The organism is Aliinostoc sp. HNIBRCY26, from assembly GCF_050235535.1.
Classification (GTDB): Bacteria; Cyanobacteriota; Cyanobacteriia; order Cyanobacteriales; family Nostocaceae; genus Trichormus.
The window spans coordinates 1,632,488-1,649,731 of record NZ_CP189852.1 but is presented as its reverse complement, the minus strand read 5'-3'; the positions used below and the strand labels follow the sequence as shown (position 1 = coordinate 1,649,731).

Genomic DNA, 17,244 nt, shown 5'->3' with positions numbered 1-17,244 from the left:
AGTCAATACAGAAATTCTCTACTCTTGATTACTCTCTTTGGCTATTTGGGCTTTAGCTTGTTGCCATAAAGCTTCTAACTCATCCAAACTGTAATCAGATAAGGGACGGTTAACTACTGCTTCCATTTTTTGCAAACGTTGGACAAATCGTTGATTTGTACCTTGTAAAGCTGCACTGAGATCGAGATTATACCAACGGGCTAACTGAATGACAGCAAAGAGTAAATCACCTAATTCGGCTTGTTGGCGTTCTGGTGTTTCTGCTGCTAAAGCTTGTTGAAATTCCTGTAACTCCTCATGGAACTTTGCCCACACTCCATCAATATTTTCCCACTCAAAACCAACCGCCGCCGCTTTTTGGGAAATCTTCATGGCGGCGGTGAGTGGAGGAAGAGTCCGTCCGTAACGACTGAGTTTGGTACTGAGTTTTTGACTGTCTGGGGAAGCTTCGCCTTTTTCTGTGGCTTTGATTTGTTCCCAATTTTGTCGGACTTCCTCTGCATTCTGTACCGACACATCACCAAATACATGAGGATGACGGCGAATTAACTTTTGGGCAATACCTTGGGCAACATCTTGTAGGGAAAATTGACTCGATTCGCTAGCAATTTGCGCTTGTAAGACTACCTGTAAGAGTAAATCCCCTAATTCTTCGGTGATTTCTGCTTGTGTGCCATTTTTAATGGCATCTACAACCTCATAGGCTTCCTCAATCACGTAAGGTATGAGAGTTTCAGGAGTTTGCGCCAAATCCCAAGGACAACCCCCATCAGGCGATCGCAATTTCGCTACCACATCAATTAACTCTTGCAACGCCGCCAATGTTTCTGCATTATTTTGTTCTTTGTCCTTTGTCATTGACTTTTACTCCCTTGCTGACTCTGCGACGCGTAACTTTACGTTTCTTAATTTTGCCACTAGGAAGTATTCCCTGGAGTCCTTGCTTGCGAAACCGTTTGTAAGCCGAACCGCCCCAATCGCTGAGAGAATGGCTCATTGCACCCAATTCTAAACCCAAAAATAACGCCAGACATTCTGTCGCGTAACTAGATAGCGATCGCCCCACAGTCCCTTCTATATCTTGCCAAGAAACTGTGATATTCCATAATTTCTCAGCTATAGCCACCATCACCATCGCCAAGATTGCCATGATGCTGCTGAGATAAACTACCCTGAGAGTTGTGCCAATAATCGGCCCGTGGGATAAAAAAGAACGATGGCGGAGACTCTTTTGATAAGGTAGCCAAATCCAGCGCAGAAAACCCCAGCGTTGGTATTGACGGGAGTAAATATCTAAGTCGGGGCCGAACATCAAACCGCCAAACATAAACCCACCAGCCACCAACAAAGTGACATTGCCACTACGAGTCTGCCAGAAAGTCACACCCGCCACCACTGGCAACGCCCATAAAGTAATGCGATCGTGCGTTCCACCAGAAGGCATTTACAGGTTCTCAAAAAATATTTAAAAAAATTTCTCCAAAATACTAGCGCGATTAAAAATATTTTGCTATATTATTTAATTGTGAGCGCAAAACGAAAAGCGCAAACGGGCGGTTAGCTCAGTTGGTAGAGCGCCTGCCTTACAAGCAGGATGTCATCAGTTCGAGTCTGGTACTGCCCATACACCCAAAGCCGCTATTAGAGCGGCTTTTTCAATTTTAGGCGAATTTTGGCAAAATTGGAACGAGCGACAAAGACTTGAGCAATACCTCTCGTTCTAACTAGACAGCACTAGAGTCAATGAACCGCAAAACCACAAATACTTAAATTCAGCCAGCAGCACGCATCGCTTTGTTACAGTTGCAATTTTTAACTGCCATAGCTCTACCTAAAATGTAATTGCCTACATTAGTAATGTATCGTCTTGCATTTACGATGTATTGTCTTACATTCGCAATTTATTGCTTTACATTCACGATGTAGCGTCTTGCATTCACAATGTATTGCGTAACATAAATCTCGTTAACTCAACATAGATATTGGTGTTGGGTTTATTTGCGTCAACCAAATTTACATCTGCATCGAATTTTGGCATTGCTGATTAGTGGGATGTTTTTTGTTTCGCGCATACCGCTAAAGCGGAACCCGCAGAGTAGGCGCAAAGGCGCGAAAAATCGATAGTTCAATTTGCTAAAAAGGCTGAATTCATCCCGCATTTATGCAACGCCCGAATTTTTAGTGAAACGGTATAAGAGGTACTCGGAGAGTGGCTGTTTTATGTTTTTGGAAAAGTGTGGCAAAAATTAAGTTGCTCATCGCGTTAATTCCGTGTATTTTCTCAAGCGATTTTAGGTTTAAATTGACACGCTAAATATATAGTCCACTACGGATATCTTAACAGCCATGCAAAACACAAACCGCCGTCTTACGCCTTCTAACATTGATCAAGATATTAATTCATTTCACGGTTTGCAAACTATTACTGATTATCAAACCAGTCGAGATGATGCTTCCACAAGCAAATTAGCGGCAGCTTACGAAGCGATGTTAAATGCTCAAAAAGCCGAGGTGGAGAAACTAACCTTATACCGTGCTGCGTCTGATGCGGCTCGATTAGCGGAGTGGGAATTTCACAATGCGGTGTTAGCCATGAAAGAAGTTGTACGGGGACAGTATGGCTCAGATAGTAATCAGGCTCAAGCTGTAGGATTCAAGAAAAAATCAGAGCGTAAACGCCCTAGTCGTAAAAAGTTAGTTGAGGCTGTGAGTTAGTTGTTAGACATCTGGTAGAAATTAATTTTGCGTTACCCGAAACCTTTGTAGAGAGGTAGCAATGCTACCTCTCTACATTGATTTTCACTCCTATGTCTATTAAGTCTTATGCAATAAAGAAACATCTTTCAATAACTTTGGAAGATAAGAAACAAATTTTCTCTTGCTTTTTCTTTCTTGTGCTTTTAAATCTTGATAAATTGTTTGTAAGTCATTGTTAAATTGATTTGAATGAGCTTGTCTAGCTTGATAAACTTCTTCAATAATTGGATCTTCCCACATAACTTTTACCTTTCTATGACTTTTTCTTTCATGAGATTCTTGCATCGTCAGAAACACATCACCTGTGATGAAATTCTACACTTTTCTGGAATTAAGGGCGTTGGCGTTGAATTTTTCTCTTGATTATGTTGCCTCTCAAGCCCTCACTCATGAACGAACAGCGTCAGCAAGCCTATCTCAACCTCATTCGCAGTCTGTTGGATGCCCCCAGTGGTGAAGAATCAGAGATTTTAGCTGCACACCAAGATTTACTTGATGCTGGCTCTGTGCAGAAGATGTTGGAAATAGCAAGTAATCTATTAAGCCGAGGCGAATTAGACCAAGCTAACCATTTAATGAATATAGTAAGACAGCAGCTTGGGGTTTATCGTGAATTTGAATTATCATTAACTGCCACAGAAAAAGAATATTTTAGTTTTTTAGACCAAACGTTAAAAGCAACCGAACAAAGTAAAGGTGATTCCCAGGTAGTTTACCCTTTGCTGGCAAAGAATACAGACAAACTTGATGGAGTGTTTGCAGAAATACTACGTCGTTGGGGGACAAATAGATTGGGGGAAGCGAAAGCAGATGAAGCGGAATCTTTGACAGCAGTTATTGGCAATTTTAGCAATCTCATTCTACAATTCGCCTTGGGTGACAAAGCCAGCAATATGGAAATTGCCATAAGTGGCTATGAAATCGCTTTAACTGTCTACACCAAAGAAGCTTTCCCTATTGATTGGGCAATGACGCAAAATAATCTTGCTGTTGCCTACAGGCAGCGAATAAAAGGAGACAGGGCAGAGAACATCGAAAATGCCATCGCGTCTTCTACTGCGGCTTTAACTGTCTACACCAAAGAAGCTTTGCCTATTGATTGGGCAGCAACACAAAATAATCTCGCTGTTGCCTACAGCAATAGAATCAAAGGCGACAGAGCAGATAACATCGAAAAAGCGATCGCTGCATATACTGCTGCTTTAAGTGTCAGAAACAGAGAAGCTTTGCCTCAAGATTGGGCAATGACGCAAAATAATCTGGCGGCTGCCTACAGCAATAGAATCAAAGGCGACAGGGCAGATAACCTCGAAATGGCGATCGCGGCTTCTACTGCGGCTTTAACTGTTTACACCAAAGAAGCTTTGCCTATTGATTGGGCAGCAACACAAAATAATCTCGCTGTTGCCTACAGCAATAGAATCAAAGGCAACAGAGCAGATAACATCGAAAAAGCGATCGCTGCATATACTGCTGCTTTAAGTGTCAGAACCAGAGAAGCTTTGCCTATTGATTGGGCAATGACGCAAGATAATCTCGCAGTTGCCTACAGGCAGCGAATAAAAGGAGACAGGGCAGAGAACATCGAAAATGCCATCGCGTCTTCTACTGCGGCTTTAACTGTCTACACCAGAGAGGCTTTGCCTATTGATTGGGCAATGACGCAAAATAATCTCGGACTTGCCTACAGCGATAGAATCAAAGGAGACAGGGCAGAGAACATTGAAATGGCGATCGCTGCTTATACTGCGGCTTTAACTGTCTACACCAGAGAAGCTTTGCCTATTGATTGGGCAATGACGCAAGATAATCTCGCAGTTGCCTACAGGCAGCGAATAGAAGGAGACAGGGCAGAGAACATCGAAAATGCCATCGCGTCTTCTACTGCGGCTTTAACTGTCTACACCAGAGAGACTTTGCCTATTGATTGGGCAATGACGCAAAATAATCTCGGACTTGCCTACAGCGATAGAATCAAAGGAGATAGGGCAGAGAACATTGAAATGGCGATCGCTGCTTATACTGCGGCTTTAACTGTCTACACCAGAAAGACTTTGCCTATTGATTGGGCAATGACGCAAGATAATCTCGCAGTTGCCTACAGGCAGCGAATAAAAGGAGACAGGGCAGAGAACATCGAAAATGCCATCGCGTCTTCTACTGCGGCTTTAACTGTCTACACCAGAGAGACTTTGCCTATTGATTGGGCAATGACGCAAAATAATCTTGCGGCTGCCTACAGCAATAGAATTAAAGGCGACAGGGCAGAGAACCTCGAAATGGCGATCGCTGCTTATACTGCGGCTTTAACTGTCTACACCAGAGAGGCTTTGCCTATTGATTGGGCAATGACGCAAAATAATCTTGCGGCTGCCTACAGCAATAGAATTAAAGGCGACAGGGCAGAGAACCTCGAAATGGCGATCGCAGCTTTTACTGCTGCTTTAACTGTCTACACCAGAGAGACTTTGCCTCAAGATTGGGCAATGACGCAAAATAATCTCGCAGTTGCCTACAGCAATAGAATTAAAGGAGACAGGGCAGAGAACCTCGAAATGGCGATCGCAGCTTTTACTGCTGCTTTAACTTTCAGAACCAGAGAAGCTTTGCCTATTGATTGGGCAATGACGCAAAATAATCTCGCAGTTGCCTACAGGCGGCGAATAAAAGGAGACAGGGCAGAGAACATCGAAAATGCCATCGTGGCTTCTACTGCGGCTTTAACTGTCTACACCAAAGAAGCTTTGCCTCAAGATTGGGCAATGACGCAAAATAATCTCGCAAATGCCTACAGGGAGAGAATCAAAGAAGACAGCGCAGATAACATTGAAATGGCGATCGCTGCATATACTGCTGCTTTAAGTGTCAGAACCAAAGAAGCTTTGCCTCAAGATTGGGCAGATACGCAAAATAATCTCGCAGTTGCCTACAGTAATAGAATTAAAGGAGACAAGGCAGAGAACATCGAAAATGCGATCGCTGCATACACTGCTGCTTTAAATGCCTACACTAGAGAAGCTTTGCCTCAAAATTGGGCAATGACGCAAAATAATCTCGCAAATGCCTACAGGGAGAGAATCAAAGGAGACAGAGCAGAGAACATCGAAAATGCGATCGCGGCTCATACTGCGGCTTTAACTGTCTTCACCAGAGAAGCTTTGCCTCAAGATTGGGTAGGAATTTTGTTCGGACTTGCAATTACTTACCAAGATGTAAATCGGTTTGATTTAGCATACAATACTTTTAAGTCTGCCATTGACACAGTAGAATCTTTACGAGAAGAGATAGTATCTGGCGAAGAAAGCAAACGCAAACAAGCGGAGAATTTTAACCAAGTTTATAGCCGCATAGTAGAAGTTTGTTTGCAATTAAATAAGATTACCGAAGCAATTGAATATGCTGAACGAAGTAAAACTCGCAGTTTAGTTGAGCAAATCCTGGAACGTGACGCTAAAACCATCTTCCCCCCAGATGTTTTGAGTCAACTAGAAACCTACAGAGATGAAATAGCAGTAGGACAATATCAAATCCAACATGGTCAAGCGGAAAATCCTCAAGACTTAGCAAAACGTCTTCAAGAATTACGACAGCAACGTAACAATTTACAAGATAAATATTTGCCTGTTGGTTCTAGTTTCAAGTTTGATAAATTCCCAGAAACTTTAGATGCAAATACAGCAGTTATACAATGGTACATTGCCACAGATACAATTCTCACATTTATCATCCAACCTCATGGACAACAATTGACAGTTTGGCAATCACAATCAGAAGATTTAGATGCTTTAATCAACTGGATAAATGAATATCTAGGCGACTACGATGAATATAGGCAAGAAATCAATGATAAATGGCAGAACCAACTAGAAACACGCCTGAACAAGTTAGCAGAAATCCTGCACATTGAAGAAATATTAGACCACATCTCCGAACAATGCCAAAGATTAATCCTTATTCCTCATCGCTTTTTGCACCTATTCCCTCTCCATGCTTTACCAGTCAAATCATCATACTTAATTGACTTATTCCCCAAAGGCGTAAGCTATGCACCTAGTTGTCAAATCTTACAACAACTGCAACTGCGTCAACATCCTGAATCTCAATCATTATTAAAATATTTATTTGCTGTGCAGAACCCCACAGCAGATTTATATGAAGACTACGAAAAAGACTTAGGTGCAGTCAACGTCATTAAAAAGAAGTTTACTCAAGCTCATATTATCAAACAAGCCAAAGCCAACAAATCAGCAATTCTCTATGTTGATGAAAATCAGCACACCACTCTAAACCCAGAATTACGCCAAGCTAGCAGCATCTTTTTCTTTTGTCACGGCGAATTTAGCCCTAACTCTCCCCTAGATTCCGGCTTACAATTAGCCGACACGAACCTAACTTTAACAGAGATCATCGCTCACTTCAAATTAGAGAACTGTCGCTTAGTCACCCTTTCAGCCTGCGAAACTGGGATGATAGATTCCAAAAACACCAGTGACGAATACATAGGTTTACCCAGTGGCTTTTTGTTAGCAGGTAGCACCAATGTAGTCAGCAGCCTTTGGACTGTCAGTGCTACAGCTACAGCCTTATTCATGATTAAATTTTATGAAGAACTACAGCAGCAAACTAATATTGTATTAGCTCTAAACGCAGCACAACGTTGGTTAAGAAATACAACAACCAAAGGCTTTCAAGATTGGCTACCTAAATCATCATTAAGTATATCTTGGCAGAAATTAATAGATAAATACTTTACTGAAATTGCCAAAGACAAAGGAGAATCTACACAACCCTTTGAGTCACCTTTTTATTGGGCTGCTTTTTATCACACAGGTAAAGGAGTTTAACAAATGTCATCTGAAAATAGCATCCAAGCCTTTATTCAAATACTTAATTCCCAATCACAGTTAATTTCTCCACCAGACTGGGAAGAATTACAACAAATACATAGCAATTTCCCAGAAGATGACGATGAGGAAATCGCCGAAATATTAGAACAATGGTTACAAGCAGCATCTCGTAGTCAACTGTTAGCAGCTTACACCCAAAACCTCGAAATAATCACTAAACCATCTTCTATTAATGAAGATAAAAAATTATGGATAGCTAAGAGTAAATCACAAACACCACCAGATAAACCTAGCCCATCATCAAAAGAATTGTTAGACAATGCTATTAAACACAACGCGCCTTTATCAGACAAGCAAAAATCTCAACCAACACAGTGAAGAATTTTAGCCTCAGTCTCTACGCCTTTCATCTCCGCCACACCCTCACCCATCTTCCTGATGAAGTTGTGGCAGATGCTCATTTATTATGGGAAAATTTGGTGAAACTGGGAGAGAATACCCTTCCCTTTCCTGACTTAAAAGATTTGCGCTCAAAATTAGTTTCTTATCATCATGGTGTATACACACCCCAGCAAGAAACAGCCATCAAAAGTGAATGGTTAAGCATTTCAGGAAAAGATTTAGACTTAGGTAGTCTCCCCACCCCAGCCGGATTTAATATTAACGCTAATCTCCAGCCATTTCTACTTAACGACACCTACGCTGTTGATTTAACCTTATTTCCCGAATTACCAAATACCGAAATAGACATTCCCCAACTGCAACATTTTCAACCCCAATCTTTATTACCCGCTAATATTCAAGCATCATTAGGACAAACATTATCAGTTTATGGAGAAGTAGAACCCAGTGAAGACTGTGACACTTTAGCACAAAAAATTGCCATAGCCTTAGTAGCAGGAACTAACTTAAATTCTCCGACATTAATGCACAAGGAAGAATTGTTTGAGAGTTTATTATTTGAATACCAAGCACTTGATACCAATGCACCAGATAATTCTGCTAAACAGTGTCAGATTTTAATAGTTATCAATAATAGTCAAGCAGCAACAGGAATGCTTGCAGAATCAGCCTATAACTGGGTGCGAGATTTATTTTGTAGCTACCACAAAATCCTTTACATTTATCAACTAGCGCGTCAACGCTATGGAGAAGGGAGAAAAATTTACAGCGATTTAGAAAATAAAATCCAACAATTTAACAGTCTGATAACTGCAAATCAACCAAATTTATCTGCGTTAAAAAGCTTAATATCTCAAGTTCCGCAAACAAACTTAGACTACACCAGATGTTGTCAATATTTAGAAACACACAACACAGCAATTACTACTAACATTACTAATTATAAAATCTGCTTAGATAACATTAAAGCCATTAATAACAACAATAGTCCCCTATCTTGGGAAGATTTTTTCAACAAAGAATGTCAAAAATGGCAACAACAAATTCAAACAGATATTAACTATCTTGCTCCAGGTAAAGAAATATTTGGACAATTAGTTGATACAATTCGGAGTGTAGTAGAAACACAACAAGCAGAAAGCGATCGCTCTTTAGAACGCACCATCCAAGTATTAGGTATAGCCTTTGGTGGCGGTGCAATAGTTTCTGGTGTTGTTACCAGACACATAGATAAACCATTCGCACCAATTAATTTCAAGTACCCAATTCACCCTTTAGTATCATCCTTGTTGTGGAGTTTTCTAGCTACAGCCTGTTTTTGGTGGATAGCGTGGTGGTTTACTAAACGTAAGTGGCGTTAAGATTCAGTTATCCTCACCTAGAGCAAGCACCACAAAAGCGAATTGGCTCATACTGCATTCTTACTCCCAGAGACGGCAGCATTTGAGCTAACCTGTCTGCATCTAGTTCTACTACAGATGCTTATACCATTTCACGAAAAACCTGATACAGATGTAAACCCTGAAAGTTTTACCGCATCTAAGTTTTTTAATTGCGAATTGCGAATTGCGAATTGCGAATTGCGAATTGTGAATTGGTATTAGGCGTTCGCGAAGCGTTCCGCAGGAAAGCCTGTCGCAGACATCGCTTGCAAATCGTTTTGGCTAAAACAAGGATTAAAATGAAATTATCCTCCTCTTAAGCCTCATTATGGTTGCTCCAGAACTCGAACAACAACTCCTTCACCTTTCACCTGACGATAAACTGTATATTATTCAAATCTTGGCACAAAGTCTGACTACACAAAATAACAACATCCATCAACTAAGCAAAATCTCAGAATTATTCCGTCAATCACTCGCGGCTGAATTACGCGGAGAACTTGAGATCATCGAATATCCCCAGCCTCAATTTTATGGATGTATCCAAGATGAAACATTCTTCCGCCATCCCCAAGGACAACAAACAGAACGCGAACCAATCCTGTGAAATTCCTCCTCGATACTAACACCTGCATTATTTATATGCGGGGTAAAAATTCCACTTTAAAACAGAAATTAGAATCTACTTCTACTAAAGATATTGCAGTTTGCTCAATCGTCAAAGCCGAACTATTTTATGGAGCAATGAAAAGTGCCAATCCACAACGTAACCTTACATTACAAATGCAATTTTTAGCTCAATTTATATCACTACCTTTTGACGATTTAGCAGCAACAACATTTGGCACAATTCGATCTCAACTAGAAGTATTAGGTACTCCGATTGGAGCGTATGATTTACAAATTGCGGCGATCGCACTCTCCAATAACTTAACCCTCATCACCCATAACACAAGAGAATTTCAACGCATTAATCACTTGTTGATTGAGGATTGGGAGATATAGGGCTTTTGAGTAGAGACACGATTTCCGTGTCTCTAACTTTAGTTCTAGCGATAATCTTGACGCTGGATGTCTCGCAGACGCGCCGCATCACGCATACCATATTCAGGACGAGCAAAGCGGCCGAGTTGCGCTTCAAAAAACTCGCGGTTAGCTTGCAAATGCTTGGGGTTGGGATCGTCTAAGGGATATAACAAAGCAGTCCGCAATGCCTGAATTACCGCAGAGGTAACATTGTACATGGAACGCTGGAAACTAATCCCCAACTGAATCAGCATATCTTCCTCACCCCGACAATGTTGTTGATAATAATCAACCAAATATTGGGGTAAAAAATGCAACATATCTTGCATCAACAATGTCGGTGGAATCCCGGCTGTACCAACGGGGAATACGTCAGCGTAAAGAATGCCGTAGTGGAAATCCTTCTGGTCATCGGGGACTTGACCTGCTTGGGCGTTATAGGATTTTGTGCCTCTAAAGGGGGCTGTGCGGTAAAATACAGCCTCTACGTAGGGTAATGCTGCTTCGTATAGCCAAGTGAAACCTTTAGATTTGGGGATGATTTCGTAACATTCACCACGGATATACACATGATGGTAAATCGGACGACCAGCGATCGCAAATATCCCATTGACTAAAAAGTTCATGGCATCGGGAACGCCTTTAAAGCCACCTTCATCATAGATATCCGACATCTCAAAAAATACCGGTGCCATGACTTCCCAGAATAAACCCAGGTTGGCGTAATAGGACATTTGACGGCACTGTTCCAAGAACATATCGGGGAACAGTTTGTAAAGTCCCAACATTAAGGGGTTGCCTTGAAAGTAAGCTTTAATTGCCCTATCGGCGTTAGCTTTGTATTCTTCCGAGTCGAGGTAAGCATCAAATTGGTTAACGGGCGCGTACATATGACGATGCCACAACATAGCCCGCATACAGGCTTCGGCAAATTCCATATTGACGCGATCGTGCAGTAAATGATGCAATAGTTTTGGCATTTTGAAGGTTTCACCCCTGTCCATAAATGCCAATAGTTCTGGGTGTGCTGTGGCTTCACCGCGCCAAATTCTTAAATCAGCGTCGTCCCCAGCGTAATGATTATGTCTATCTAAATATTCTTGGGAAATAAAGTATTTAAAGAAGGGAAAGGGATCTAAAAAGACTTGTTCGGCGATATAAAGTAAGTCACGCCAGTAAAAATCCATCGGTACAGCATAGGCTTTGTAGATACCGATAATTTGCATTAAATTTTCTGGCGTATCGGGTAACATCGAACCGCCAGCTTCTAAGCGATAGATGATATCCGCAAATTCGTGGCGGGAAGGGGGAATTTTGGTAACGGGTTTTTCTGGGGTTTGTACCATAGTTGGGGGTTGGGGATTGGGGATTTGGGAATGGGGACTGGGGATTGGGGATTGGGGATTGGGTATTCCCTTACACCCTCACACCCCTATACCCCTGGTTTTAAAGCTACTTGGGAAGTTATGGTTTTTTCCAGCGCAGGAATTGTGGCAACCATTGCTGTAGTCGTGGGTTCACTCCAACGGACTAACCAAGTGGGTTGGATGCCTAAAAAGATGATGAGGGATGCCAAAATTAAGGCGGGCATTTTCTCAGACCATAAAACTTTGGGATAGTAAGCTTGGTTATTATCCAATTTGCCAAAGCAGGTACGGTTGAGAAGAATGACAAAGTACACTGCTGTTAAGCCGCTAGAGGCGACGCACAAAAGTGTGGAGATGGGGAAAGCGGAGAAACTACCTTGAAAGACAATAAATTCTGAGATAAATCCGATTAAACCAGGAATCCCGGCACTTGCCATACCACTGAGAACTAGTAGCGCGCTAATTAAGGGTAAACCCCGAATGGGACTCATCAAACCATTGAGTTTATCTAATTCTCTAGTACCAACTTTTGCTTCCACAACGCCGACTAGGTGGAAAAGAATTGCCAGAATTAAACCGTGGCTGAACATCTGAGAAACTGCGCCCACTAGTGCTAAAGCTGTGCTGGAGGCACTAGCTAGCAACACATAGCCCATGTGACCGATAGAGCTGTATGCTACCATGCGCTTGATATCTTTTTGCGCGATCGCAATTACTGCCCCATAGATGGCACTAACTGCCCCCCAAATAGCTAAGGTTGGTGCAACAACACTCCAAGCTTGGGGAAACATTCCCATACCAAACCGTAACAGTCCATAAGTTCCCAACTTCGCCAACACACCACCCAACAAAATAGCAATGGGTGCGGAAGCTTCTACATAAGCATCAGGTAGCCAAGTGTGGAAGGGAACGAGGGGAATTTTGATCCCAAAACCTAAGATAATGCCAGCTAGGAGGATGAATTGTAAACCTGCGGAGAGAGTTTGTGTAGATACGGCATCAAACGAGAAGCTGGTAGAACCAGTCAGGAATACCATACCTAAGAAGGTGGCGAGAATTAAAGCACCGGAAACAGCAGTGTAGATTAAGAACTTGATACCTGCATAAGCCCGTTTTTCCCCTCCCCAAATCGAAATTAAAAGATAAAAGGGGATTAATTCTAGTTCGTAAAACAGGAAGAACAGTAATAAGTTCTCAGCTAAAAATGCCCCAGCAACGCCACCACTGACTAATAGAATCATCGAGTAAAAAAGTCTGGGGCGTTCGGTATCTTTACTGCTGCTGTAAATCGCAATCCAGGTAAGCAGGCTATTGAGAATCAACATTAAAATTGATAAGCCATCTACACCTAGTTGATAACTCAAACCCAAGGTTTCATTCCAAGGTAAATACTCTTGAAATTGCATCCCAGGATTGCTGATATCAAATTTCAGCAGAATAAACAAATTCCACAGTAAGACTACACCGGTAACGGTTAAAGCAACTATTCTCACCTTACTGGCTGGGACGACTTTACCAGGGAGAAACCCGATAATTATCGCACTGATAATTGGTATCCAAATTAAAACACTGAGCATATTAATTTGATGATTGGTAGTTGGGGATTGGGGACTGGGGATTGGGGACTGGGGATTGGGGACTGGAGACTGAGAACGAGGTAGACAAGGTAGAGTTTTCTTAGCATCTAAATACTGCGCTACCGCTAACAGCACTCGTTACTCATTACTCAGCACTCATTACTCAGCACTAATTAAAAAATGAGACTTAAGAACTGTACTCCCCAGTATGGCCAAGTTACCCACGCGCCTAAGACACCTACGCCTAGTAACACAGTAAAGGCATAAAATTGGGTTTGTCCGTTGGTGCTGTATTTCAAACCTTCGCCACCTAATAGGGAAAATAAACCGACAAAGTTAACAATGCCATCTACTACAAAGCGGTCAACCATATCAGCGAATTTGGAAAGTTGAGCAACGCTGAAAATGATGGTCATGCGATAGAGTTTGGGTGTGTAAAAGTCGTAAGCAAATAAATCTTGTAAAGGCTTCCAAGGTAGGCGGACAGGTTTGGGAATGTTGCCTAAATAAATGACTGCGCTAATACTGCAACCGAAAATACTTGACCAAATTAGTAATAGTGCCACGTCTTTATTTAAGGTTGCCCAACTAGGTAGGAGTGAAAAGCTTTGTAACACCAAAGGTAAATGTAAAACGAAGCCGAATAAAATCATCATTGGCAGTACCATTGGCCAATGAACTTCCGGCGATCGCTCACTCATTTGTTTAGCTTTACCACCGAAAATTAAGCCGAATTCTCTTGTTAAACTGACGGCTGTTAAAGCGTTAACTGCGATGATAATTCCTACTAACCAAGGGTAATTTCCCCACAAGCCATCAGCTAATTTTAATAAAGCCCAAAAGCTACCCAAGGGGGGAAAGCCAATTAAACCCAAAGTTCCGACAATGAAGGCTAAACCGGAAATGGGACGGCGTGACCATAAGCCACCAAGTTGAGTAACATCTTGAGTGATGCTGTTCCAGACAATTCCGCCGGTACTCATCACTAATAAGGCGGCTGATACAGCATGGGTGAGTACCAATAATAATGCAGCTTCGTCTTGTTGTGTGCCTACAGCAATGAACACTAAGCCCATGTAAGCACTGACAGAATAAGATAAGCAACGTTTGATGTCAACTTGAGCGATCGCAATTAAGGAAGCACCAATTGCTGTCACCGCACCAATGGCCACAATAAAAGCTGAAACTACAGGTGATAAAGTTAACACGGGCTGTAGTTTAATCAGTATCCATGCACCAGTAGCAACTACGACTGAGTTCCGCAAAATTGTGCTGGGGACAGGGCCTTCCATGGCCTCATCTAACCACAAATGCAAAGGAAACTGGGCGCACTTACCCATCGGCCCGGCTACTAAAGCTAAACCCACCAATGTCATTACAGTTGGGTCTACCTTAGCTGTAGCAGCCCATTCGGCTAAATCCGCATAATTCCAAGTTCCGGCGAGACTCCACAGTCCCAAGACTCCCATCAGCAAGAATAAGTCTCCTACCCGTTTGGTGAGGAAAGCGTCTCTTGCACCAGTAACTACCAAGGGTTGGCTAAACCATAAACCCACCAATAGGTATGTTCCCAGGGTCAGCACTTCCAAAACTACATAGCTGAAAAATAGGTTATTACACAGAGCCAAGGCGCACAATCCCGCTTCAAATAATCCCAAAAGGGAATAGAAGCGTCCCCAGCCCCAGTCCATTTCCATGTAACCAATTGCAAAAATTTGGGCTAAAAAGTTTAAGCAGGTTACTACTACCATTGCGCCGACACTTACAGAGGAAATGTCTAGAGTAATAGTTAAATTTAACCCTGCGGTTGATAGCCAAGGAATCAATACTTCTTGGGCTGGTTGATTCCAAGTTGCTTGTAGTGCCAACGCACTATGAACCAACGCCAAAAATGTCATGATTAAATTGACATAACCTGCTGGTCTTGGCCCGGTTCTGCGGATGATTCCCGGCGACCAAGGAATAGCCAATAGTCCACCTATTAAGGCATAGCACGGAACTAGCCAAACAGTCTCTAGTAGAAACTGAGCCATGAAATTAACCTCTGGATTTGTAGCACAGATTGACAACAATGGGGGCAAACTTAACTTTGCTCCCAGTCAAACCAAGTATTTGTAGATAAAGGTAGTTTATGTTTGCTTAATATTGTTCTCAGCTTATCGTTATATGGATCAAAAATAAATTACTTATCAAAATAAATCTACGATAACTACTCTAATTAATTCTTATATAATGGATTTCCCAGGTATAACCATAGACTAAAGTCTATGGATTTGTATCAGCTTCAGTCAATATAAATCATTGATTTAAGTCTATGAATAGATAAACAACTACCAATATAAAGATTTGTTCAGATCCCCGACGTTTCAAAAAGTCGGGGATCTGAACAAAAGCAATGTAGCGTCTCTGGAGAATAAGAAGCAGTGCATTAATTAAAAGCAGATGTCATGAGTAAACCGACAACTGTTGATAGCTGGTTGAGTTGACCAATGGGTGCAGGCTGCATATCACGATAGTCTAATATTTGCACGACAATCAGGTATGCCAGGGCTAACAATATAGAAACCGCACCCGTAATAATTGCTACTAGTTTTGAACGATTCATTAGTATTTCCTACATTGTGGGTTATGAGTCTGTATCTATATCCACATTGCCACAACTGATGCCAAAATACATCTTCAAAATAACGTCACATAAGTAGTCCAGTAGGGTGTGTTAGCGACAGCGTAACGCACCTTCCCCAACACCTTCGGTGCGTTACGGCTTACGCCTAACACACCCTACTTCTACTACTTCTACTTAGATTGTTTCATAAATCAAATCGAATTCCTAACATAACCAGAAAAAACAACAAAGGAAAGAGTTTTTGCACCCAGTTTAAAAGTTAAATAATCATATCTAAGCAAAGCGGGAACTAACAAACTTTTGAGCAAACAAGATACCACACGCAATTCTTTCAGCTTGCCGAAAGCTAAAAATATTTTGCAATATCCTGTAGAATTTTCTTTTACTATTAGCCTGAAATTCTGGAAACATCATTAATGTTGCTTCCAAAAATCTCAAATATTGGGAATAATCGAAAAATAAAGCTTCTCTTGCTAACTCAAAATATGATGTGGCTAAAGCATGACGATAAGCAGGGTAAAGCTGATTTTTTTGTGAGAGTTGCTGTTCCACCTTTTGCAATACTAAATGATGACTTTTTAACCAACGTTCTTTAGAAGTAGTAGAAACAGTCACCGCGCCATACCTTCTGTAAATAGCATAACAACCAGGTTGATAAACAACTTTAGCTCCATTCATGACAACAGAGAGGAAAAAATCTCTATCCTGGGCAGCAGGTAAGCTTTCATCCCAGCCAGCACTATTTTCTACTGCTTTTCTGGTGTACATTAAAGCTGCTAAAGCCACCCACCAATTAGCCAACAAAGCAGTTAAAATATCTGGTTGATTCCCCGAAATTTCTATTTTCTCTAAAACAACATTGCCATCAGGTAAATGACGCTGATGTCTCCAATCACCATACACAACATCCGCGCCTGTAGTTTCTAAAAAGGTTATCTGTCTTGCTATTTTATCAGGCAAAATATAATCATCTGCGTCTAAATATTGAATATATTCGCCTTGAGCTAAATCAAAGCCACGATTACGAGCATAATTCCCGCCTTGGTGGGGATAACTCCGCCAAATAATTTGTTTGTCATAGCTCTTAATGATTTCTAATGAATTATCTGTAGAACCATCATCAATGACGATAATTTCTAAATTAGAGTGGGTTTGTTGTAGGCAGCTATCAATTGCTTCTTTCAACCAATTTTCAGCATTAAAACAGGGTATGATTACAGAGGCTTTTTTGGGCATATTGAACAATGGGGAATGGGGAAT

Annotated in this window: 14 protein-coding genes and 1 tRNA gene; 7 read left to right on the top strand and 8 right to left on the bottom strand. The window is 41.5% G+C overall.

The window, feature by feature from the left end; genetic code table 11:
• Positions 1-18: 18 nt before the first annotated feature.
• Together mazG and ACQFX9_RS06875 are read right to left on the bottom strand one after the other, a co-directional pair.
• Positions 19-858, bottom strand: coding sequence for a nucleoside triphosphate pyrophosphohydrolase (mazG, locus tag ACQFX9_RS06880; protein WP_427161305.1), 840 nt, complete (start codon positions 856-858; stop codon positions 19-21).
• The gene (locus ACQFX9_RS06875; RefSeq protein WP_103135859.1) at positions 833-1,444 is read right to left on the bottom strand and encodes a metal-binding protein; all 612 of its coding nucleotides are present in this window, start codon (positions 1,442-1,444) and stop codon (positions 833-835) included. Before ACQFX9_RS06875 ends, mazG begins: the two co-directional genes overlap by 26 nt.
• Before the next feature lie 107 nt (positions 1,445-1,551).
• Between ACQFX9_RS06875 and ACQFX9_RS06870 the strand changes: the two genes are divergently transcribed.
• A tRNA-Val gene (locus tag ACQFX9_RS06870) sits at positions 1,552-1,624 on the top strand.
• Between the two features lie 722 nt (positions 1,625-2,346).
• On the top strand, positions 2,347-2,715 hold the full coding sequence (locus ACQFX9_RS06865) for a hypothetical protein (protein ID WP_427161304.1): 369 nt from the start codon (positions 2,347-2,349) through the stop codon (positions 2,713-2,715).
• A 99-nt stretch (positions 2,716-2,814) separates the two neighbouring features.
• Here ACQFX9_RS06865 and ACQFX9_RS06860 read toward each other — a convergent pair whose 3' ends face one another.
• On the bottom strand, positions 2,815-3,042 hold the full coding sequence (locus tag ACQFX9_RS06860) for a hypothetical protein (protein ID WP_427161302.1): 228 nt from the start codon (positions 3,040-3,042) through the stop codon (positions 2,815-2,817).
• A 104-nt stretch (positions 3,043-3,146) separates the two neighbouring features.
• Here ACQFX9_RS06860 and ACQFX9_RS06855 point away from each other — a divergent pair, with 104 nt between their 5' ends.
• From ACQFX9_RS06855 to vapC, 5 genes are all read left to right on the top strand, one after another.
• Complete coding sequence (locus tag ACQFX9_RS06855; RefSeq protein WP_427161301.1) at positions 3,147-7,601, top strand: CHAT domain-containing protein; 4,455 nt, start codon at positions 3,147-3,149, stop codon at positions 7,599-7,601.
• Between the two features lie 3 nt (positions 7,602-7,604).
• On the top strand, positions 7,605-7,982 hold the full coding sequence (locus tag ACQFX9_RS06850) for a hypothetical protein (protein ID WP_427161299.1): 378 nt from the start codon (positions 7,605-7,607) through the stop codon (positions 7,980-7,982).
• A complete protein-coding gene (locus tag ACQFX9_RS06845) occupies positions 7,979-9,367 on the top strand; it encodes a hypothetical protein (protein ID WP_427161297.1) in 1,389 nt (462 codons plus the stop codon). The genes ACQFX9_RS06850 and ACQFX9_RS06845 overlap by 4 nt, the downstream gene beginning before the upstream one ends.
• Positions 9,368-9,716: 349 nt before the next feature.
• A complete protein-coding gene (locus tag ACQFX9_RS06840; RefSeq protein WP_427161296.1) occupies positions 9,717-9,995 on the top strand; it encodes a hypothetical protein in 279 nt (92 codons plus the stop codon).
• The gene (vapC, locus tag ACQFX9_RS06835) at positions 9,992-10,393 is read left to right on the top strand and encodes a type II toxin-antitoxin system tRNA(fMet)-specific endonuclease VapC (protein ID WP_427161295.1); all 402 of its coding nucleotides are present in this window, start codon (positions 9,992-9,994) and stop codon (positions 10,391-10,393) included. The genes ACQFX9_RS06840 and vapC overlap by 4 nt, the downstream gene beginning before the upstream one ends.
• A 44-nt stretch (positions 10,394-10,437) precedes the next feature.
• Here the strand turns inward: vapC and ACQFX9_RS06830 are convergent, their stop codons facing one another.
• The 5 genes from ACQFX9_RS06830 to ACQFX9_RS06810 form a co-directional block, all read right to left on the bottom strand.
• Positions 10,438-11,760 carry a CO2 hydration protein gene (locus ACQFX9_RS06830; RefSeq protein WP_427161293.1) on the bottom strand — a complete coding sequence of 441 codons (1,323 nt, stop codon included), beginning with the start codon at positions 11,758-11,760 and terminating at the stop codon, positions 10,438-10,440.
• 86 nt (positions 11,761-11,846) lie between these two features.
• Positions 11,847-13,358 carry an NADH-quinone oxidoreductase subunit M gene (locus tag ACQFX9_RS06825; protein ID WP_427162816.1) on the bottom strand — a complete coding sequence of 504 codons (1,512 nt, stop codon included), beginning with the start codon at positions 13,356-13,358 and terminating at the stop codon, positions 11,847-11,849.
• A gap of 173 nt (positions 13,359-13,531) precedes the next feature.
• Positions 13,532-15,391, bottom strand: a complete 1,860-nt coding sequence (locus ACQFX9_RS06820) for an NAD(P)H-quinone oxidoreductase subunit F (protein WP_427161291.1) — start codon at positions 15,389-15,391, stop codon at positions 13,532-13,534.
• 395 nt (positions 15,392-15,786) lie between these two features.
• A complete protein-coding gene (locus ACQFX9_RS06815) occupies positions 15,787-15,963 on the bottom strand; it encodes a hypothetical protein (RefSeq protein WP_427161290.1) in 177 nt (58 codons plus the stop codon).
• Positions 15,964-16,257: 294 nt separating this feature from the next.
• Complete coding sequence (locus tag ACQFX9_RS06810; RefSeq protein WP_427161288.1) at positions 16,258-17,220, bottom strand: glycosyltransferase; 963 nt, start codon at positions 17,218-17,220, stop codon at positions 16,258-16,260.
• Positions 17,221-17,244 lie beyond the last annotated feature (24 nt).

What these genes read in the sequence shown, in the direction of transcription:
- mazG (WP_427161305.1), bottom strand. Translation starts at nt 858, where the DNA reads ATGACAAAGGACAAAGAACAAAATAATGCAGAAACATTGGCGGCGTTG.
- ACQFX9_RS06875 (WP_103135859.1), bottom strand. Translation starts at nt 1,444, where the DNA reads ATGCCTTCTGGTGGAACGCACGATCGCATTACTTTATGGGCGTTGCCA.
- ACQFX9_RS06865 (WP_427161304.1), top strand. Translation starts at nt 2,347, where the DNA reads ATGCAAAACACAAACCGCCGTCTTACGCCTTCTAACATTGATCAAGAT.
- ACQFX9_RS06860 (WP_427161302.1), bottom strand. Translation starts at nt 3,042, where the DNA reads ATGCAAGAATCTCATGAAAGAAAAAGTCATAGAAAGGTAAAAGTTATG.
- ACQFX9_RS06855 (WP_427161301.1), top strand. Translation starts at nt 3,147, where the DNA reads ATGAACGAACAGCGTCAGCAAGCCTATCTCAACCTCATTCGCAGTCTG.
- ACQFX9_RS06850 (WP_427161299.1), top strand. Translation starts at nt 7,605, where the DNA reads ATGTCATCTGAAAATAGCATCCAAGCCTTTATTCAAATACTTAATTCC.
- ACQFX9_RS06840 (WP_427161296.1), top strand. Translation starts at nt 9,717, where the DNA reads ATGGTTGCTCCAGAACTCGAACAACAACTCCTTCACCTTTCACCTGAC.
- ACQFX9_RS06830 (WP_427161293.1), bottom strand. Translation starts at nt 11,760, where the DNA reads ATGGTACAAACCCCAGAAAAACCCGTTACCAAAATTCCCCCTTCCCGC.
- ACQFX9_RS06825 (WP_427162816.1), bottom strand. Translation starts at nt 13,358, where the DNA reads ATGCTCAGTGTTTTAATTTGGATACCAATTATCAGTGCGATAATTATC.
- ACQFX9_RS06820 (WP_427161291.1), bottom strand. Translation starts at nt 15,391, where the DNA reads ATGGCTCAGTTTCTACTAGAGACTGTTTGGCTAGTTCCGTGCTATGCC.
- ACQFX9_RS06815 (WP_427161290.1), bottom strand. Translation starts at nt 15,963, where the DNA reads ATGAATCGTTCAAAACTAGTAGCAATTATTACGGGTGCGGTTTCTATA.
- ACQFX9_RS06810 (WP_427161288.1), bottom strand. Translation starts at nt 17,220, where the DNA reads ATGCCCAAAAAAGCCTCTGTAATCATACCCTGTTTTAATGCTGAAAAT.